19 protein-coding genes are annotated in these 18,036 nt (G+C 67.7%); 14 read left to right on the top strand and 5 right to left on the bottom strand.

Going from position 1 to position 18,036, the window contains the following annotated elements:
• Positions 1-8 precede the first annotated feature (8 nt).
• Positions 9-2,054: an AMP-dependent synthetase/ligase gene (locus WDJ57_RS01520; RefSeq protein WP_338903236.1), complete on the bottom strand. Its 2,046-nt coding sequence runs from the start codon at positions 2,052-2,054 to the stop codon at positions 9-11.
• 151 nt (positions 2,055-2,205) lie between these two features.
• On the opposite strand from WDJ57_RS01520, the gene WDJ57_RS01525 reads away from it, so the two are divergent.
• The 4 genes from WDJ57_RS01525 (at position 2,206) to WDJ57_RS01540 (ending at position 5,557) form a co-directional block, all read left to right on the top strand.
• Positions 2,206-3,036 carry an NOP5/NOP56 family protein gene (locus tag WDJ57_RS01525; protein ID WP_338903239.1) on the top strand — a complete coding sequence of 277 codons (831 nt, stop codon included), beginning with the start codon at positions 2,206-2,208 and terminating at the stop codon, positions 3,034-3,036.
• Positions 3,033-3,659: a fibrillarin-like rRNA/tRNA 2'-O-methyltransferase gene (locus WDJ57_RS01530; protein WP_338903243.1), complete on the top strand. Its 627-nt coding sequence runs from the start codon at positions 3,033-3,035 to the stop codon at positions 3,657-3,659. The genes WDJ57_RS01525 and WDJ57_RS01530 overlap by 4 nt, the downstream gene beginning before the upstream one ends.
• 123 nt (positions 3,660-3,782) lie before the next feature.
• The gene (locus WDJ57_RS01535) at positions 3,783-4,481 is read left to right on the top strand and encodes a TMEM165/GDT1 family protein (protein WP_338903246.1); all 699 of its coding nucleotides are present in this window, start codon (positions 3,783-3,785) and stop codon (positions 4,479-4,481) included.
• A gap of 152 nt (positions 4,482-4,633) precedes the next feature.
• A complete protein-coding gene (locus WDJ57_RS01540; RefSeq protein WP_338903248.1) occupies positions 4,634-5,557 on the top strand; it encodes an A/G-specific adenine glycosylase in 924 nt (307 codons plus the stop codon).
• Between the two features lie 51 nt (positions 5,558-5,608).
• Here the strand turns inward: WDJ57_RS01540 and WDJ57_RS01545 are convergent, their stop codons facing one another.
• Positions 5,609-6,136: a phosphopantetheine adenylyltransferase gene (locus WDJ57_RS01545; RefSeq protein ID WP_338903250.1), complete on the bottom strand. Its 528-nt coding sequence runs from the start codon at positions 6,134-6,136 to the stop codon at positions 5,609-5,611.
• 111 nt (positions 6,137-6,247) lie between these two features.
• On the opposite strand from WDJ57_RS01545, the gene WDJ57_RS01550 reads away from it, so the two are divergent.
• From WDJ57_RS01550 to WDJ57_RS01595, 10 genes are all read left to right on the top strand, one after another.
• Positions 6,248-7,417 (top strand): CBS domain-containing protein, encoded by a 1,170-nt coding sequence (locus WDJ57_RS01550; protein ID WP_338903252.1) that lies wholly within the window; start codon positions 6,248-6,250, stop codon positions 7,415-7,417.
• Positions 7,418-7,774: 357 nt separating this feature from the next.
• Positions 7,775-8,866 carry a sodium:phosphate symporter gene (locus WDJ57_RS01555; RefSeq protein ID WP_338903254.1) on the top strand — a complete coding sequence of 364 codons (1,092 nt, stop codon included), beginning with the start codon at positions 7,775-7,777 and terminating at the stop codon, positions 8,864-8,866.
• A gap of 40 nt (positions 8,867-8,906) precedes the next feature.
• Entirely contained in the window at positions 8,907-9,329 is a 423-nt protein-coding gene (locus WDJ57_RS01560; protein WP_338903256.1) for a universal stress protein, read from the top strand.
• A gap of 46 nt (positions 9,330-9,375) precedes the next feature.
• Positions 9,376-9,954, top strand: a complete 579-nt coding sequence (locus WDJ57_RS01565) for an NADPH-dependent FMN reductase (protein WP_338903258.1) — start codon at positions 9,376-9,378, stop codon at positions 9,952-9,954.
• Positions 9,955-10,029: 75 nt separating this feature from the next.
• Positions 10,030-10,629 carry a YIP1 family protein gene (locus tag WDJ57_RS01570; protein WP_338903260.1) on the top strand — a complete coding sequence of 200 codons (600 nt, stop codon included), beginning with the start codon at positions 10,030-10,032 and terminating at the stop codon, positions 10,627-10,629.
• Positions 10,630-10,692: 63 nt separating this feature from the next.
• Complete coding sequence (locus WDJ57_RS01575; RefSeq protein WP_338903261.1) at positions 10,693-10,956, top strand: hypothetical protein; 264 nt, start codon at positions 10,693-10,695, stop codon at positions 10,954-10,956.
• Positions 10,957-11,030: 74 nt separating this feature from the next.
• The gene (locus WDJ57_RS01580; RefSeq protein ID WP_338903262.1) at positions 11,031-13,112 is read left to right on the top strand and encodes a DHH family phosphoesterase; all 2,082 of its coding nucleotides are present in this window, start codon (positions 11,031-11,033) and stop codon (positions 13,110-13,112) included.
• A 162-nt stretch (positions 13,113-13,274) separates the two neighbouring features.
• Positions 13,275-14,174 carry a hypothetical protein gene (locus WDJ57_RS01585; RefSeq protein WP_338903263.1) on the top strand — a complete coding sequence of 300 codons (900 nt, stop codon included), beginning with the start codon at positions 13,275-13,277 and terminating at the stop codon, positions 14,172-14,174.
• Entirely contained in the window at positions 14,168-15,016 is an 849-nt protein-coding gene (locus WDJ57_RS01590) for a mechanosensitive ion channel family protein (protein ID WP_338903265.1), read from the top strand. The genes WDJ57_RS01585 and WDJ57_RS01590 overlap by 7 nt, the downstream gene beginning before the upstream one ends.
• Positions 15,017-15,067: 51 nt before the next feature.
• Positions 15,068-16,735, top strand: coding sequence for a tRNA uridine(34) 5-carboxymethylaminomethyl modification radical SAM/GNAT enzyme Elp3 (locus WDJ57_RS01595; protein WP_338903266.1), 1,668 nt, complete (start codon positions 15,068-15,070; stop codon positions 16,733-16,735).
• A 6-nt stretch (positions 16,736-16,741) separates the two neighbouring features.
• On the opposite strand, the gene WDJ57_RS01600 is transcribed toward WDJ57_RS01595, so the two are convergent.
• The 3 genes from WDJ57_RS01600 to WDJ57_RS01610 are packed head-to-tail and all read right to left on the bottom strand — an operon-like array spanning position 16,742 to position 17,939.
• Positions 16,742-16,993 (bottom strand): hypothetical protein, encoded by a 252-nt coding sequence (locus WDJ57_RS01600; protein WP_338903267.1) that lies wholly within the window; start codon positions 16,991-16,993, stop codon positions 16,742-16,744.
• Positions 16,993-17,388, bottom strand: a complete 396-nt coding sequence (locus WDJ57_RS01605) for a nuclear transport factor 2 family protein (RefSeq protein WP_338903269.1) — start codon at positions 17,386-17,388, stop codon at positions 16,993-16,995. The genes WDJ57_RS01600 and WDJ57_RS01605 overlap by 1 nt, the downstream gene beginning before the upstream one ends.
• Positions 17,388-17,939, bottom strand: a complete 552-nt coding sequence (locus tag WDJ57_RS01610) for a hypothetical protein (RefSeq protein WP_338903270.1) — start codon at positions 17,937-17,939, stop codon at positions 17,388-17,390. The genes WDJ57_RS01605 and WDJ57_RS01610 overlap by 1 nt, the downstream gene beginning before the upstream one ends.
• Positions 17,940-18,036: the final 97 nt, after the last annotated feature.

An 18,036-nucleotide genomic window follows, 5' to 3' on the forward strand; every position in this document is an offset into this window, starting at 1 on the left:
GCCCAGCGTCAGTCGTCGCTGGTCGTCGGCGTTTCGGGTTCCTCGTCCGCGTACATCGCCTCGATGCGGTCCGCGTAGACGTCCTCGATGTTCCGGCGTTTCTTCTTCATCGACGGCGTGAGCATGTCGTTCTCGGCGGTCCACTCGCGGGGCACGAGTTCGAACTTCTTGACCGTCTCGACGGACTCCAGGTCGGCGTTGACCGCCGCGACGGCCTCACCGACCCACTCCCGCACGCGGTCGTCCTCGCACATCGCCTCGCGGTCCGCCGGGAGGTCGACGTCCTCCTGGTCTGCCCACCGCTTCAGGCGCTCGAAGTTGGGCACCAGCAGTGCGCTGACGAACTTCCGGCCGTCGCCGAGTATCATCACCTGGTCCACGCGGTCGTTCGTCGCGAAGCGCTCCTCGATTGGGGCCGGCGCGACGTTCTTGCCGGTCGAGAGCACGAGCAACTGTTTGATTCGCTCGTGGAAGACGAGGAAGTCGTCGTCGCTTCGCTCCACGATGTCGCCGGTGCGAAACCAGTTGTCGCCAGGGTCCGCCTCGCCGGCGCGGACCTCGACCGCACCCGCTGGCAACTCGGGGAGGAACGCCGCCTGTGTCTCCTCCTGTCGGTGCCAGTAGCCGGGACTGACGCTGTCCCCGCGGACCAGCAGTTCCCCGACCGCTCCCGATGATTCGGCGACGTTGCCGGGGGTGGCTTTGGACTCGTCGATGGCGACGTCGAGACCGACGAGGGGCGGTCCGAGCGTTCCCGGGCGGATGTCCTCCAGCGGATTCACGGAGATGACGGGCGAGGTCTCGGTCAGGCCGTACCCCTCGACGATTTTGATGCCCATGCCGTTGAACACGCGGCAGAGGTCGGCGCTGAGGCTGCCGCCGCCGGAGACCATGAACTTGAGGCGGCCGCCCAGGTTGTCCTTGACCGTGCTGTAGACCAGCCGGTCGGCGAGGGCGTGCTTCGCGCGCAGGACCGGGCCGGGACTGTCCGCTCGCTGGTAGTCCCTGGCGACGTCTAGCGCCCAGTCGAAGATAGAGCGTTTCAGGCCCGTCTCGCCGGCCTCCTCGCGCATCGTGGCGAAGATGCGCTCGTAGACCCGCGGGACGCTCGCACCCGTCGTCGGGCGTATCTTGTTGATGTCTTCGGAAATCGTGTCCGGGTGCTCGACGTACCCGATAGCCGCGCCGGAGCCGAGCATCAGGAAGTGTCCGGCCATACGCTCGAAGACGTGCGCCAGCGGCAGGAAGGAGATGCTGGTCGTCTCCTCGTCGATGCACGGGTCGTCACCGGTTCGGTCCGGGCGAGGGCCGACACGCCGGAGCGTCTGGTGAACGTTCGAGCGGAAGTTCCAGTGGGTCAGTTCGACGCCCTTGGGCTGGCCGGTCGTCCCAGAGGTGTAGATGAGGCTCGCGAGGTCGTCGGGGTCGCGCTCGTCGAGCCACTCCCGGTAGGCGTCGACGTCGAAGACCTCGTTACCGCGCTCGTAGACGTCCCCCAGCGTGTAGATGTCCTCGCGGTCCTCGTAGCCCTCTACGTGGTCCATGAGGAAGATTGCCTCAAGCGAGAGGTCATCCTCGACTTCGAGGACTCGCTCCAGTAACTCCCCGTTCTCCACGACGACGGCGGTCGCGCCGGGGTCGTCGAGCAGGTAGCGGACCTGTTCGGGCGAGGACTCCGTGTAGACGGTGGTGACGACACAGCCGGCGGCCAGCAGCCCCAGATCGGACTGTGCCCACTCCATGCGGGTGTTCGCGAAGATGCCGACGCGGTCGTCCGCGGTCAGTCCGAGGTCCCGAAAGCCCGCTGCGAGCCGGCGGACCACGTCGCGCAACTCGCCGTAGCTCAGTGGTGCGAACTCCCCGTCCTCGGCGCGGGGAATCACCCCTGTCATCGTGCGGTCGTAGATTCCCCCTTTGTAGAGCTGGGCGTCGCTGTCGAGATGGTGCTCCGCGCTCCACTCGAACAGCTCTGGCAGCGTGCCGCGCTGGAACCGGTCGTCCTGGAACTCCCGCTCGGCGCGCAGCCACGCCGGTTCCTCGTCCGAAAGTACCATGTCATCATCGTACACGCCACTGATACAAAAGTTGCACCCACCGAAAGGCACATATCGCTTCAACGAGTGAACATATCTGGAGTTTACTGTTTACTCGGCACGGGAGCGACCGAGAGCGTACCTTTTTCGCCACGCAGTCGGTACGGCGGGTATGAACGAGGGCTGGTACGTCGGAGTGGACCCCGACGACACCGACGCGGCGGCCGCGGCGATACGGGACGGCTCTGCCTCCGGACCCGCCGACTGGCCGTCCCGCGCCGTCGAGGACGGGTTCGCCGCGAACGCCGAGGAGTACTACGACACCCTGCACGCGGCCGCGATGCACGCCACGCGCGAGGCGGTCAGGGACGCAGAGCGCAGCGACGACCAGCAGTTGATTCACGCCCTTCGGGCGATGGACGACTGCGACCGCCAGGCCAACGAACTGGCCGAGCGCGTCGCCGAGTGGGCCGGTAGCCGGTACGACGACGCCGGGACGGGCGTCGAGTACGCCCGGGAACTGGCACAGCGAGCGCCGGAGTCGCCGGCCGACGAGCGACTGCGGGCGCTGGCCCGACGCGTCGCCGACCTGGCGGACGAAGGCGACGCACTGAGGGGCTTCATCGAGCGCACCACGCCGCAGGTCGCCCCGAACCTCGCCGAACTCGCGGGGCCCGTCCTGGCGGCCCGCCTCATCGCGCTGGCTGGTGGCCTGGAACCGCTGGCGAAGAAACCCTCGGGCACGCTCCAGGTGCTCGGGGCGGAGGACGCGCTGTTTGCACACCTGCAGGGCGGCGCGCCGTCCCCGAAACACGGCGTCATCTACACCCACGAGTACGTCCGGACGACGCCGAAAGCGAATCGCGGGTCGGCGGCACGCGCCCTCGCCGGGAAACTCAGCATCGCGGCGCGGGTCGACCACTACAGCGGGGACCTGCGGCCGTCGCTGGCGGAGGAACTGGCCGACCGCATGGAGCGCATCCGCGCTCGTGATTCGCAGTGACGCTCCCGGCTGGCGTGCAGCGCCGGGACATCGGCGGACAGACCGTCCTGGCGACGCGCGGCGAGCGGGTCTCCGAGGAGGCGACCGACGGGGAGTGGCGCGAGTGGGACCCGCGGCGGTCGAAACTCGGGGCGATGCTGGAACACGGCCTCGACACGGGGCTCGACGGTGACGAGACGGTGCTGTACCTCGGTGCCGCCGCGGGGACGACAGCGAGTCACGTCGCGGACTTCGCCGGCCCGACCTACGCGGTGGAGTTCGCGCCGCGGCCGGCGCGTGACCTCCTCGACGTGGCCGCGGTCCGCCCGAACCTGTTCCCCCTGCTCAAGGACGCCCGCAAACCGGAGACGTACGCCCACGTCGTCGAGCCGGTCGACGCCATCGTCCAGGACGTGGCGACGCGGGGACAGGCGACGGTCGCGCTGGCGAACCGGCAGTTCCTGCACGACGACGGACGACTCCTGCTGGCGGTGAAGGCACGCAGCGAGGACGTCACGGCCGACCCCGTGACTGTCTTCGACGACGTGCGCGACCAGCTCAGGGAGGGCTACGAGGTGCTCGCAAGCACGCGATTGGAGCCGTTCCACGACGACCACCTCGGTGTCGTGGCCCGACCACGCTGAGTCGTCGCCGCCTGACACGGGCGGAGGTGCTGGCAGATATGTTTCCCATCGTCGGACTTATTAATTAGACTCGTCTAATTCGAGACGAGAATGGGCAGGCTGAACCAGGGGAGAGTGTAACGGATGGCGGGATTCGTCGAGATACTGGTGGTCGCCTTCGTCGCCCAGCTGGCGGTGCTCCCGGGGGAGAAGGTGCAGTTCATCATCGCGGGACTGTCGACGCGGTTCAACCCGTTCGTCGTCGTCGCGGCCGCGGGAACGGCCTTCGCCGGGTGGACGGCCCTCGAAATCGTCGTCGGGGACGCCATCCAGGGGCTGCTCCCGGGTGTCGTCCTCACTCTCGTGAGTGCCGTGCTGTTTCTCGTGTTCGCTGTCATGCTCTACCGGTCGGCACCGGCAGAGGGCGGAACGGCGACGACGACCGACGGCGGGTACACGGAGTTCGCCGGCAACCGCGAGTACTCCATCGGCGGCTTCGAACTCCCGCAGTCCGTCGCCACGTTCGTCGGCATCTTCTCGATGATGGCGGTGGGCGAGTTCGGCGACAAGACCCAGGTCGTCACCTTCACGCTGGCGCTGGAGTACGGCGCGACGCCGGCCATCTGGGCCGGCGAGATGCTCGCCATCATCCCGGTGAGCCTCGCGAACGCGCTGTTTTTCCACCGGTTCGCCCACAAACTCAACCTCAGGAAGGCCCACTTCGTCGCCGCCGGCCTGTTCCTCTTTTTCGGCCTCGACACCCTGCTGTCCGTCGCGACGGGGTTCTCCGTCTGGGAGACGCTGGTCGACGCGCTCGCCGCTATCGTCCTCTCCTTCGGGTGACCGCAGGTATCACGGACCTCGGGTCACGCCGGTAGCGACCTGTCCTTCGAGGTCGGTGACGCGACGAGCGCACACGTCAGACTCCAGCGCGGCGACGCCGGGTAACACGCGGACCGCCACGCACAAAGCCGACCGGCCCCAGGACACGCCTGATGGACGAGACGGACGCCGACACGTTCGGGAGCCTCCCCGTCGACGCGGTCCGGGAGGCGCTGGTGGGGTGGTACGAGGCCGACCACCGGTCGTTCCCCTGGCGGGAGACCACCGACCCCTACGAGATTCTGGTCTCGGAGGTCATGAGCCAGCAGACCCAACTCGGCCGCGTCGTCGACGCCTGGGAGGCGTTTCTCGACCGGTGGCCGACCGCCGCGGCCCTGGGCGACGCCGACCGCAGCGAGGTGGTGGGGTTCTGGACCGACCACAGCCTCGGCTACAACAACCGCGCGAAGTACCTCCACGAGGCCGCCCGACAGGTCGAGACCGAGTTCGACGGCGAGTTCCCGACCGACCCCGACGGCCTCTCCGAACTGATGGGTGTCGGCCCCTACACCGCCAACGCCGTCGCCAGTTTCGCGTTCGACAACGGGGACGCCGTGGTCGACACCAACGTCAAGCGAGTCCTCTACCGCGCCTTCGACGTCCCGGACGACGACGCGGCGTTCGAGACGGCCGCGCGGGAACTGATGCCCGACGGCGAGTCGCGAGTCTGGAACAACGCCATCATGGAACTGGGCGGCGTCGCCTGCGAGAAGACGCCCCGGTGTGACGAGGCAGGGTGTCCCTGGCGGGAGTGGTGTCACGCCTACGGGACGGGCGATTTCACCGCACCTGACGTGCCGATGCAACCGACCTTCGAGGGGAGCAGACGGCAGATGCGGGGGCGCGTCGTCGCGGCGCTGAAGGAGTACGATGAACTGGCGCTGGACGACCTCGGGCCGCGGGTTCGCGTCGACTACGCCCCTGACGGCGAATACGGCCGAGAGTGGCTCCTGGGGCTGCTGGAGGACCTTGCAGCCGACGGGCTGGTGGATGTCGACCGCGGCGGCGACCAACCGGCCGCCCGTCTGCAGAAGTGAGCGTGGCCGGGAAGCAGAGAGGGAGCGAGGCGGAGAAGGGACAGACCGGCGTCAGTCCTGCCCGTCGAGAAGTTGCCCGTCCGCGTCGATTTCCCCGTTCCTGATGCGCGTGCTGCTGATGCGCGTGCCGTCCTCGGCGATGACGAAGGGGGCAGTGTGGACCTCCAGCGGGTGGAGCCCGTCTTCGACGCGGCGCTCGTTGAGTTCGTGGGCGCGCTTCTGGGCCTTGGCCTCCGGCGAGACGACGAGCGCGTCGATGTCCGAGCGCGTCGCCGCGGGGCCGTGCGTGTTGGTCAGCTTGATGATGTCGTACGTCGCGTCGTAGGCGTCGCTGACACGGCCAAGTTCGGCGTCCAGCGTGTCGTGGCGCTTCTCGTATGGGCCGAGGAGAGTGGAATGTGACGGGTCGCTCCGGGTCTCCTTGGCGAGGTCGGTCGCCGTCAGTCCAACGATGACGTGCCCGTCGCCGTCGTGGCCGTGGGTGGCAGCCTGGAACGCGGTGTGCAGGAGGGCGCGGTGCCCGTTGTGGATGGGTGTGAACGTCCCACCGAGGATTGCAGTTCGTGCCGTGTCCGACATAGGGCCCCATTTGACACCCACCTTGGTATACCCATGGGATTGCCGTTCGTCCGGGCGGCCGACGGCCGAGGACTGCCTGCATTTACGGTCCCAGGCGACGAAGTGGCTACTATGCGAGGGATTCGGGTCGGCTCTGCTTTCGGCATCCCGATCAAACTCAACTGGTCGTTCCTGCTCATCCTCCCGCTGTTTGCAGTGTTCATCGCCATCGACATCGACCAGCTCGTCCTGGTCATAAACCAGGTGTTCGGTACGAGCCTGTCCGAGTCGGCGGTGACGGACGGCTCGCTGCCGTGGATACTCGGGTTCGCCTCGGCGACGGGGCTGTTCGTCGGCGTGTTGCTCCACGAGTTCGGCCACTCGCTGGTCGCGATGCGCTACGGCTACGCCATCGACTCCATCACGCTCTGGCTGCTCGGCGGGATGGCGAGTTTCGCGGAGTTCCCGGAGGACTGGCGACACGAGTTCTGGATATCGATCGCCGGCCCGGTGGTGAGCGTGCTCGTCGGTATGGGCTCCTACGCCGCGTTCGTCCTGCTCCCAGCGTCGGCCACGCCGCTGCGGTTCGTCTTCGGCTACCTCACCATCCTCAACGTCGTCCTCGCCGTCTTCAACCTCCTGCCAGCGTTCCCGATGGACGGCGGTCGCATACTCCGTGCGCTGCTCGCCCGGTCCCGGTCGCACGCGCAGGCGACTCAGCTGGCCGCGGAAGTCGGGAAGCTGTTCGCGTTCCTGATGGGTATCTTCGGCCTCTTTTTCAACTGGTTTCTCATCCTGCTCGCCTTCTTCATCTACATCGCCGCCTCCAGCGAGGCACAGCAGACCACGCTGAAGGCGTCCTTCGAGGGCGTCCGCGTCGGCGACGTGATGACGTCCCGCGGCAACCTCCAGACGGTGACCAGCGACACCAGCGTCGCGGACCTGCTGGACCGGATGATGCGCGAGCGCCACGTCGGCTACCCCGTCGTCGACGACGGGAACCTCGTCGGGATGGTGACCCTCGACGACGCCTCGGACATAGACCCGGTCGAGCGCGACGCCTACCGTGTCGAGGACGTGATGACGACGACTGTCGAGACCATACTGGCCGACGCGGAGGCGATGACGGCCTTCCAGCAGATGCAACAGACCGGCATCGGTCGGCTGCCGGTCGTCGACGAGGCCGGCGATGTCGTCGGCCTCGTCTCGCGGACCGACCTCATGCGGGCGTTCAACATCATGCAGGCCCGCGGGACCGCGGGGACCGAGACGGCGTCGATGACCGACCCCTGGGGGCGGTGACTCCCGCGGCTCAGTCTTTGGCACACTCGGTACAGAGGCCGCGCTCACGGGCGTAGTGGGTGGGGCAGACGAGCGCACCACAGCGTGCACACTGGTACTCCGCGGGCGCTCCCTCGCAAATCTGGCAGAGACCGGTGACCGTCATGCTGACACTGGGACCGGGCGACTGCGCGGCCCTCGTCCCCTACTGCGGTCGCGGCGAACAAGAAACCGCCCGCCGCTGACAGCGGCCTGTGGGTCCACCGATGCCAGTCACGCGATGCGGCGACACTAGCACTTTCACTCGGGCCGCCGGAGTATGACGTAGGGTGACTCGACAGTGACGCCTGCGCGGTCCCGAGGGGGGAGGCGAGACGCGTGAGCAGGGCCTGGCCGTCGCTCGACGCAGTCCCGACGTCGCTCTGGCTCGGCGGTGTGGCCGCCGGGACGGTGGTGCTGTTCCTGTTCGCCGTGCAACTGCTCGGGGCGGCGACAGCGGCTGCCGAACCGACGCTCCGCGGGTTGCTCACCCGCCTGGTCGTCGACGGGAGTTCCGCGCTCGGACTGAGCTGGCTCGCGTCGTACGTGCTCGCGAACGGGTCCGTCGTCGCCGCGCTCGCGCTCTCACTGTTCGACGCCGGCCTCCTGACGGCCGAGTCACTGTTCCTGATGGTCGTCGGCTCCCGCCTCGGCGGGGCGGCAATCGTCCTCTTCATCGGTGCGCTGGATTACTTCCAGAAGGACCGCTACTCCCTGCAGGAGGCCGTCAGCATGGGCGTGCTCACCTTCCTGCTGACCCACTCTATCTACGTGCCGGCACTCGCGGTCGGCTATCTCGCCTTCCCGTCGCTGGCGGGGCCGGCGCTGGAGGTGACCGGCGAGTGGACCGTCGCTCTCCGGCCGCTGTCCGTGTTCGACCCCGTGGTCGGTGCCGTGACCGCCGCACTCGGACCGCTGCCGACGTTCGGGCTGGCAGTGGCGCTCCTGTTCGGGAGCCTCAGCCTCTTCGACCGCGTGCTGGAGAGCGTCGACACGAGCGCGCTCCGGGACCACCTGTTCAGGCGGTTCCGTCGGACCTGGCTCTCCTTCGCCTTCGGCGTCCTGATAACGACGGTGACCACGAGCGTCGCTTTCTCGCTGGGCGTCATCGTCCCGCTGTACAACCGCGGGTACGTCGAGCGGGACGAACTCATCCCGTACGTCCTCGGGGCGAATCTCGGGACGCTGTTCGACACGCTCGTCGTCGCAGTCGTACTCGAAACGGCCGTCGGGACCGCCACCGTGTTGCTCGTCCTCGGGACCGCCGCGCTCGTGACGCTCGTCGCACTCGTCTTCCATCGCCCGTACGCGCGTGCCATCAGCGCCGTCGACGACCGGGTGCTCGCGGACCGTCGGGTGTTCGCTGCCTTCCTGGTCGTGCTGGCTGCGACCCCGGTCCTCCTCCTTGCCGTGCCGCTCGTGCTCGCCTGACGGGGCGCAGTATTACTCGCTGGCCGCCCTCGGTACACGTATGGTCGACCACGTGCTCATCCCCACCGACGGCTCGCCACAGGCGCGGGCGGCGCTCCAGTACGCGATGGAAGTTCACGGGAACGCCCGTATCACCGTGTTGCACGTCATCGACTACGTCGAGGAGAGCTACAGCAGCGAGGTGCTGCTGGGTTCCGAGACGCTGCACGCCCGGGCAGAACAGCGGGCCGACGACCTGCTGGCCGACGCGCGCGAGCAGGCCGCCGACCACCCCGGGGGCGTCGAGACGGACACGGTCTACGGCAAACCCGCACGGAGCATCGTCGACTACGCGGCCGACCACGACGTCGACGTCGTGGTCATGGGCTCCCACGGCCGCTCGGGCGTCTCGCGGGTCCTCCTCGGCAGCGTGGCACAGACTGTCGTCCAGCGCGCGTCGGTGCCGGTGACCGTCGTCCGCTGACGGCCCCACCCCGGTCTCTAAAGACGGTCCGCGACCTACGGCCGCTATGACACCACCGACTGTCGTCGCCATCTGCGGGAGTCTCAGGGACGGAAGCTACACGCGCACGGCGTTGCGTCACGCCCTCGATGCCGCCGAGGAACGCGGAGCCGCGACAGAACTCATCGACCTCAGGGAGTTCGACCTGCCGGTGTTCGACCCGGACGACGAGGACGCCGGCGACGCGAATCGACTCCGCGAGCAGGTCCGCGAAGCAGACGCCGTCATCCTCGGCACCCCGATGTACCACGGTTCCTACGCCGCGCCGCTGAAGAACGCGCTCGATTACTGCGGGTTCGACGAGTTCGAGAACGTCACAGTCGGGCTACTGGGCGTCGCTGGCGGGAGTTTCCCCATCACTGCGCTGGAGCACCTCCGGTCGGTCTGTCGGGCGCTCGACGCGTGGGTGCTGCCCTACCAGGCCGCCGTGCCCCGGGCGAGCGGGAAGTTCGAGGACGGCTCCTTCGTCGACGCGGACCTCGCAGAACGCGTCGCCGTCCTCGGTCGCCGGGCAGTCGAGTACAGCGACATCCAGCCCGACCCCGCTTGTTTCGAGAGCGAGGAGAACGTCGGTGCGGGCGACTGAGCCGCGGCGCGCGGGACTGACACACGGCCGGCCCGTGTCACAACCGTCAAGCCCCCGCGGACCCAATCGAAGACCGTGACGCAGTGGGTCGAGAATACGGGCCAGGGACGTGACCGCGGCCCTGTCGCGCTCGGGCTGGCGTGGGTCGAGGTACTCGTCCGGCCCCGGCAGTTCTTCGCTCGCCGGATTGCACCGGGCGACCAGGCACCGGGGCTGACGTTCGCGGCCGTCGTCGTCTTCGTGGCGGAACTGACGCGCATCGCCACCGTCTCCGGCGCCTATCCGGTCGTCGCGGGCCAGCCACTCGCCTCCGCGGCGCTGTGGCTGCTGGCGACAGTCGTCCTGGTCATGCCAGCCGGCATCCACCTGACGGCCGCCCTCCAGACCGTGGTCCTCATCGGGACCGTCGAGGAGCGCGCCGGCGTCAGCGAGACGGTCCAGGTCATCTGCTACGCGCTCGCGCCGCTGGCGCTGCTTGGGGTGCCCAGCATCTGGCTCCAGGCCGCCGTCGGCCTCTGGAGCCTGGGCCTGATGGTGCTCGGGATGGCCGTCGTCCACGACATCTCGCTGCCGCGGGCGGTGGGCGTGGCCGGCGTGCCGGTCCTGTTGCTGGTCGGGTACGGGTTCGGCGTGGTCGCCGACCTGCAGACGGCCGCCGCACTGGTCGCCGGGTAGTTCGGGGAGCGGCCGCCGTCCGCGACAGGAGCGCTTTTGCCGGCAGCGTGCGCACTCCCGACCATGCTGAACCTGGACCTCGGCAAGTTCATGTTCGAACTCAAGGACGGCGCAGTCAAGCACGTCGGTGCCTCGAACAAGTCGGCGACGGTGAAACTCTACGACGTCGAGGGCGTGGAGGTCCGCACCTTCGGTGACGAGCGGGTGAAACTGGCCTTCGAGGACGACACCGGGAACGAGGTGGAGGTGGCGCTGTTCCCCGAGGAAGTCGAGGAGGTCGCTCGCGGCATCGAGATGGTGCGCGAGGAGAGCGACCTCTTCGAGTGAGCGGCGGTTTTTGACGGTGTTCCGGCGGACGCGTTTCGACAACCGTTTTAGGGCGGGGCCGTTTTCACCTGGCAATGGGTTCGTGTATCATCTGCGGCACGTCTGTCGATGGTCGCATCTGTGAGTTGCATGAGGAAGACGTCGTCTTCGAGTTCCGCGGGAATCAGCCCGGCCAGTTGTCGCCGGGCCGCTACTACCGCGGGTCGGTCGACGGCTTCGCCGAGTTCGGCGTCTTCGTCGACATCGGCGACAGCGTCACCGGTCTGCTCCACAAGAGCGAACTGGACCAGCGGCTGGAGAGCCTCGACTGGGACGCCGGCGACACCGTCTTCGTGCAGGTACAGAACGTCCGGGACAACGGCAACGTCGACCTCGGCTGGTCGATTCGCCAGGACGAATCCGAGTTCCGCGGCACGCTCATCGACGACCCCGACCAGGACGGCGCACAGCTCAAAGAACAGACAGCGGAGACGGAAGAAGACGGTCCCGTCCGGACGTCGGCGGCCGACACGACGAGTTCGAGCGCGCGAGACGAGGCCGGGACCGAACAGGCCGACGAGTCCTCCGAACCGCACGAGGAACCGGAGGCCGACACGGGAAACGCGAGCGCCGCTGAGGAGGCGGCACCGCAGCAGACCGACGAGCAGGAGGAAACGCCGCAGGTCACCATCGCCGAACTGGACGGCTACATCGGTGACGTCGTCCGCATCGAGGGTGAGGTCGTCACCGCGCGCCAGACCAGCGGCCCGACGGTGTTCGAGGTCCGCGACGAGACGAGTACGGTCGACTGTGCGGCATTCAAGGAGGCCGGCGTCCGTGCCTACCCCGAGGTGTCCGAGGAGGACATCGTCCGCATCGAGGGCGAAGTCGAGAAACGACGCGGCGAACTGCAGGTCGAGACGGAGGCGCTGGTCGTCCTCGAAGACGACGAGCGCGACGCGGTCACCGAGCGCATGGAGGACGCGATGGTCAAGCGCGCCCGGCCGGACGCCGTCGAGCCGCTGGCCGAGGACCCGGCGGTCGAGGCCGTCACCGAACCGATTCGCGATGCCGCGACGGCGATTCGACGGGCCGTCCTGGAGGGACGCCCGGTCGTCGTCCGCCACAGCGCCACCGCCGACGGCTACGTCGCCGGCGTCGCCATCGAGCGCGCGACGCTCCCGCTGGTCCGCGAGGAGCACCAGAACGCGGACGCGGAGTACCACTACTTCGACCGCCGCCCGCTGGAAGGGTCGGTCTACGACATGGACGACGCCACCGGCGACGTGACGGGGATGCTCTCGAACCGGCAGCGCCACGGCGAGAAACTGCCGCTTTTCGTCTTCGTGGCCGCGGCTGGCACGACCGAGTCGCTGGACGGCCTCGAACTGCTCGACGTCTACGGCGCGCGCCGCGTCGTCGTCGACGAGCGGGTCGTCGACGAGGAGATAGAATCCGAGGTCGACGCTCTCGTCGCACCGTCGCTGGCGGACGCGCCGGGGACGACGGCGACGGCGCTCGCGGCCAACATCGCCGCTCACGTCAACGGCGACGTCCGCGGCGACCTGCGACACCTCCCCGCGGTGAGTTTCTGGGAGAACACGCCCGAGGGGTACGCGGACATCGCGGCCGAGGCAGGCCACGACGCGGACGACGTCCGCGAGATTCGCGAGGCGATCGCGCTGGAGGCGTACTACCAGTCGTACGAGGACAAGCGCGAACTCATCATCGACCTGCTGTTCGCCGAGACCGGCGAGGACGTCCCCGCCCTGGCCGAGCACATCAGCGAGCAGTTCCGGGCGAAGATGAACACGGAACTGGAGACGGCGACGGCGAACATCGAGAACCGCACGGTCGACGGCGAGACCGTGCTGGTGCTGGACACCGACAGCTACACCCACCAGTACGAGTTCCCGCCAACGGACCTCCTGCTGGACGCTCTCTACCGCGACCACCGCGACGAGGCCGCCGCAGTCGTCGGCTTCGACACCGACGAGGCGTACGTCCGGACCGACGCCGACGTCGACGTCCGCGCCGTGGTCGAGGACGCACGGGCCGAGGCACCCGAGGCGGGCCTGGACGCCCGCGGCGCACGCGAGGGTCGCATCGAGTACCTGGCCGGCGAGCGCGCGACGGCCCGGGACACGCTGCTCGCGGCGCTCGGCGACCACCTGTAACCACCGGAAACTTTACACATCGTCGTCGTGCTGTCTCTGCACGGGTGACCTGCACTGGAGCTATCCGAGGGTGACCTCCGGGCGGCGGGGCTAGAGGGGCTGTTCGACGCCATCGACGGCGCTATCGCTGCCCACCTGGACGGCACAGTTTCGAACGTCGCCGTGGTCGGGGAACCGTTCGCCGGCCGCGAGGTGCTGCTAAAGTACGCCGACGAAGCCTTCGGTGCGGCGTCACAGCGGGTCAGTTACGACAGCGTGGTCTCCGAGCGCGGAACACTCTCCTTTCCGAACGCCGAGGTCGTCATCGTCGACGGCTGTCACTATCTCTACACCAGACAGATAGGCGGGTACGACGTCCTGGACGAGTTCCTCGCCGAAGTCGTCGAGCGGGACGCGCTCTTCGTGACGGCCTGGAACTTCTACGCCTGGGAGTATCTCAGACAGATACGTGACGTGGAACACACCTTCCCCCGGAAGGTAGAGATTCCGACGCTGGATTCGACGGCGATAACGGAACTGCTCACGAACCACTTTGGCCCCGACCTGCCGGCGTTCGTCCAGACAGGCGCCGACGGCCGGGTGAAGTCCATCGGCTTCGACCGGGCGACGGTGTCGCTCGGCTCCCGCTCGGTGGGCCTGCCGGTTCCCGAACTGAACATGGAGTACATCACCTCGCGGTCCAATAGCGGGGAGGTAGGCGACGTCGAAGCAGTCGTCTTCCAGAAACTGACCTACCTCTCCGACGGGAATCCGGGCGTCGCCGGGCGACTCTGGGAGCGGTCGGTCCGCGACGGTGAGATAGCCCCCGCCTCCGTCGAGGAGGTGGCAGGGACACTCGACGTCGACGACGACGAGGCGTTCCTGCTGGAACTGGTGCTCGCGAAGGGGAGCGTAGCGGTCGAGACGCTGCAGGACATCGTCGTGAACGTCCCGGTCCAGCGCTCACTGGGCACGCTGGCGAACCAGGGTGTCGTCGAAATCGACGAGGGGACCGTGAGGCTAGTTCCCGAACGGCTCCACACCACCGTCGAACACCTCCGCGGGAGGCAACTGATATGGTGACCGCGGGGACCGTCGCGTTGCAAGTGGGCAACGCGTCGAGCGTGAAGGACTCGCTGGGCATCGACCTGGCGATGCTGCTCAACTCCGCCATCATCCTCGTCGCGGCCTATCTCGTCGGCAGAGGTCTCAGCACCGGGCTGACGGCCCTGGCAGACCGCTATCTCGCCAACCGCTTTCGCATCACGCTACTCATCCCGCTGTTGAAGTTCATCGTCTACGGCAGCGCGGTCTACGTCGTCCTCTCACTGCTGTTCGAGCTCACGTCGACGCAGATTCTGGCCTTCTCAAGTCTACTCGGTGCGGCGCTGGGACTCGGACTGAAGGACCTCCTGGCGGACGTCGTCGGCGGTCTCGTGCTGGTCGCGGAACAGCCCTATCAGATAGGCGACAAAGTGCAGATCGGGGAGTACTACGGCGAAGTGACCAACATCGGCATCCGCTCGACGCAGGTGCTGACGCCGAACGACACGCTCGTTTCTGTCCCGAACTACCTCTTCTTCAACGAGGCCGTCGCCAACGCCAACGCCGGGCAGGCGGAGATGCTCGTCACCGTCGAGTTCTACATCGACCCCGAGTCCAACGCCCGCGAGGCCCGAGAGATAGTCGAGGACGCACTCGTTTCGTCACAGTACGTCTACATCACCGAGGAGTACCCCGTCGAAGTCCACCTGGCGGACGACCTCCACTACCGGACGATAACGGGGAAGGCATACGTCAACGACCTGCGAAACGAACTCCGGTTCAAGACAGACGTGACCGACCGCGTGTTCGAGGAGTTCAGTCGGCGGGGAATCGAGTCGCCGCGGGTCGCTCCGGACCCCGCGGGTGGCGTCAGCGAGTGACCCCCCGAAGCGACACGCTTATTCGGCCAAAGCGGGGAGCTAGGCCAACCGATGAGTACGGACGCGCCGGCGGAATCGGATACCTTCGAGCAGGTGTGCGCGGAACTGGTCGACCGGATTCTCGACGGCGAAATCGACCGCGACAACCTCGAAGCCAAGAAGAAGGAAGTCTGTGGGGACTACTCCGCGCCGAAGGTCCCACAGAACTCCGAACTGCTGGATTTCGCCCCGCAGGAGCGCCGCGACGAACTGGAGGAGGTGCTGCGGCGCAAACCCGTCCGGACGGCGTCGGGCGTCTCGCCCATCGCCATCATGACCTCGCCCGAGCGGTGTCCCCACGGCAAGTGTCTGTACTGTCCGGGCGGCCCCGACTCCGAGTTCTCCAGCGCACAGAGCTACACCGGCCACGAACCCGCCGCCGCCCGCGGGAAGCAAAACGACTACGACCCGTACGGGCAGGTGACGCTGCGCCTGCACCAGCTCCGGGAAATCGGCCATCCCGTCGACAAGGCCGAACTCATCCTGATGGGCGGGACGATGACCGCGCGGAGCCACGACTACCAGGAGTGGTTCGTCAAGCGGGCGCTCGAAGCGATGAACGACTACGACGTCGACGCCGAGCCCCAGCCGGCGGAGGGCGAGACCTTTGCGCAGGACCCGGACGACTACGACTTCCGCTACGTCGAGGACGTCATCGCGGAGAACGAGACGGCGGACGTGCGCAACATCGCGACGACGTTCGAGACCAAGCCCGACTGGTGCGACCCCGAGCAGATAGACCGGATGCTCGACCTCGGCGGGACGAAAGTCGAGGTGGGCGTGCAGACGACCTTCGAGCGCATCAACCGCGAGATGCACCGCGGGCACGGCACCCAGGACTCCATCGACGCCAACCGGCGGCTGCGCGACGCCGGCTTCAAGGTCGGCTTCCACATGATGCCCGGCCAGCCCGGGATGTCGAAGGAGATGTGCCTCGAAGACTTCCGCCGCATCTTCGAGCGGCCAGAGTGGCGGCCGGACTTCCTGAAGATTTACCCGACGCTGGTCGTCGAGGGGACGGCCGTCTACGACTGGTGGCACGAAGGGGAGTTCGACCCGCTCTCCAACGACGAGGCGGCCGAACTGGTCGCCGAAATCAAGTCGATGATTCCGGAGTACACCCGCCTCCAGCGCGTCCAGCGGGACATCCCCGCGGACTTCATCGAGGGCGGCGTCTGGAAGTCGAACCTTCGCCAGCTCGCCCGCCAGCGGATGGACGAACACGGCTGGACCTGCGACTGCATCCGCTGTCGGGAGGTCGGGCACAACGACGAGGAGCCGGAGGACGTGACGCTGGACGTGACCGAGTACGAGGTGGCCGGCGGCACCGAACACTTCGTCAGCTTCGAGGACCGCGAGAAGGACCTCCTCGTCGGCTTCTGTCGGCTCCGGTTCCCGAACGAACCAGTACGGCACGAACTCGCCGACGCGGCCGTCGTCAGGGAACTGCACGTCTACGGCAGCGAGGTGGGAGTCGGCGGCGGGACGGCGAGCGCGGGCGTCTCCCAGCAGCAACACCAGGGGTACGGCCGACGGCTGGTCGAGACCGCAGAGGAACTGGCCGCCGACGCCGGCTACGACAAGCTGGCCATTCTCAGCGGCATCGGCGTCCGCGAGTACTACCGCGAGAAGCTCGGGTACCGCCAGGACGGTCCGTACGTCTCCAAGCGCCTCTCCTGAAGGGAGCTACCGGCGTCCGCGGCGGCGAGAGTCGTTCGACCCCGGGCTCTGTCGAAGCTCCTGCCTGTCGGGGAACGTTATCCAGACCAGTACCACACCGACGGCCATCCCGATGCCGGTCGCCACCAGGAACCAGAACGCGCCAGCGTCGGCCTGCAGCGTGATGAGGCCGCCGGAGAGGCCCACCAGGAGCACGAACCCGATTTTGGCGCGCCGCGCGAAACTGCTTCGCTCCTCCTCGGAGACGCCTCCCACCATCAGAGGTCACCAGCGGTACTGACGTGCATGCCGACGAACTGCCACCCGTCGGTCCCTGTCTGGTCGTCTCCCTCTCCCCGCACCAGCGTCCCGCTCCAGCGGGTGTCGAACTCGTAGCGGATTCGCCGCTCGGTGTCCGTCCACGCCATGAAGACGTCGTCGGCGAACCACGCGGTCTCGCCCTGCCGGTCGACGGTCAGGTTGCGGCTCTCGACGGTCCAGTCGGCGGTCCGCTCGGTCTGAGCCTGCAACGCCGTCGCGACGTCCGTCCCGCCCCACAGCGACTCGGAGATGCCGAACTTGACGGTGGTTCCGGCGTCGCTGAAGTAGGGGGCGAGGGGATCACCGGCGCGCAGCGAGTCGTAGTACGCGTCGACGACGTCGCCGGCCCCCATCACTGGAACCCTCGCCGCACGGACTCGTCGATGGTGTCTTCGAGCTCTGCGTCGAGCAAGTCTTCGGCCTCGTCGAAGGTGTCGGTCAGTTCGTCGAGGCTGTCCGGGCGGTCGTAGTTCTCGAAGTCCATGGGACCGTAGGCCGGACTGTCGAGGGCGTCCATGATGTCGTCGAACAGCGCCTGGGGCGTGGTCGGTGCGTCCGCGTGGGTCTCGACGACGGTCTTGAGGTTCTTGACCGCCGCTTCGGCCTCGTCTTCGTCCTCTGGCGGTTGCTGGACGCCGAAGTGGCCGGGGGCGTCCTCCTGTCCCGGAAAGAGCGGGTCGAGTTCGTCGTCGATCTTCCGTGCCACGCGAGCACCGACGCCCTCGACGTCGTAGGGGTTCTTCGCGTACGTCTTGAGTTGGAAGACGCCGGCGCTGGGGTGCCCGATGAAGAGGTCCTCCCCGATGCCGCTGGTGCGGTCACCGCCGACCGCGCGCCAGCCCTCCGGGTCGGCGTTGCTCTCCACGACGTCGTCCATGATGTCCTGCCAGTCGCGGACGCGCATGTCTGCCACCACGGACTGTAGGTGAAAATACTTCCCGGTTGTGCCGGAATCGAGCCAGCACCACCACGACCGGAAGCGTTTTTCCGCCGCCGGTCCT

Origin of the sequence: Salinibaculum sp. SYNS191, from assembly GCF_037338445.1 — an archaeon.
Taxonomy (GTDB): Archaea; Halobacteriota; Halobacteria; order Halobacteriales; family Haloarculaceae; genus Salinibaculum; species Salinibaculum marinum.

Bases quoted from the DNA above. Each gene is read 5' to 3' on its own strand.
- WDJ57_RS01540 (WP_338903248.1), top strand. From the start codon at position 4,634: ATGGACGAGACGGACGCCGACACGTTCGGGAGCCTCCCCGTCGACGCG.
- WDJ57_RS01580 (WP_338903262.1), top strand. From the start codon at position 11,031: ATGGGTTCGTGTATCATCTGCGGCACGTCTGTCGATGGTCGCATCTGT.
- WDJ57_RS01550 (WP_338903252.1), top strand. From the start codon at position 6,248: ATGCGAGGGATTCGGGTCGGCTCTGCTTTCGGCATCCCGATCAAACTC.
- WDJ57_RS01525 (WP_338903239.1), top strand. From the start codon at position 2,206: ATGAACGAGGGCTGGTACGTCGGAGTGGACCCCGACGACACCGACGCG.
- WDJ57_RS01535 (WP_338903246.1), top strand. From the start codon at position 3,783: ATGGCGGGATTCGTCGAGATACTGGTGGTCGCCTTCGTCGCCCAGCTG.
- WDJ57_RS01605 (WP_338903269.1), bottom strand. From the start codon at position 17,388: ATGGGGGCCGGCGACGTCGTCGACGCGTACTACGACTCGCTGCGCGCC.
- WDJ57_RS01610 (WP_338903270.1), bottom strand. From the start codon at position 17,939: ATGCGCGTCCGCGACTGGCAGGACATCATGGACGACGTCGTGGAGAGC.
- WDJ57_RS01545 (WP_338903250.1), bottom strand. From the start codon at position 6,136: ATGTCGGACACGGCACGAACTGCAATCCTCGGTGGGACGTTCACACCC.
- WDJ57_RS01560 (WP_338903256.1), top strand. From the start codon at position 8,907: ATGGTCGACCACGTGCTCATCCCCACCGACGGCTCGCCACAGGCGCGG.
- WDJ57_RS01590 (WP_338903265.1), top strand. From the start codon at position 14,168: ATGGTGACCGCGGGGACCGTCGCGTTGCAAGTGGGCAACGCGTCGAGC.
- WDJ57_RS01575 (WP_338903261.1), top strand. From the start codon at position 10,693: ATGCTGAACCTGGACCTCGGCAAGTTCATGTTCGAACTCAAGGACGGC.
- WDJ57_RS01595 (WP_338903266.1), top strand. From the start codon at position 15,068: ATGAGTACGGACGCGCCGGCGGAATCGGATACCTTCGAGCAGGTGTGC.
- WDJ57_RS01600 (WP_338903267.1), bottom strand. From the start codon at position 16,993: ATGGTGGGAGGCGTCTCCGAGGAGGAGCGAAGCAGTTTCGCGCGGCGC.
- WDJ57_RS01520 (WP_338903236.1), bottom strand. From the start codon at position 2,054: ATGGTACTTTCGGACGAGGAACCGGCGTGGCTGCGCGCCGAGCGGGAG.
- WDJ57_RS01565 (WP_338903258.1), top strand. From the start codon at position 9,376: ATGACACCACCGACTGTCGTCGCCATCTGCGGGAGTCTCAGGGACGGA.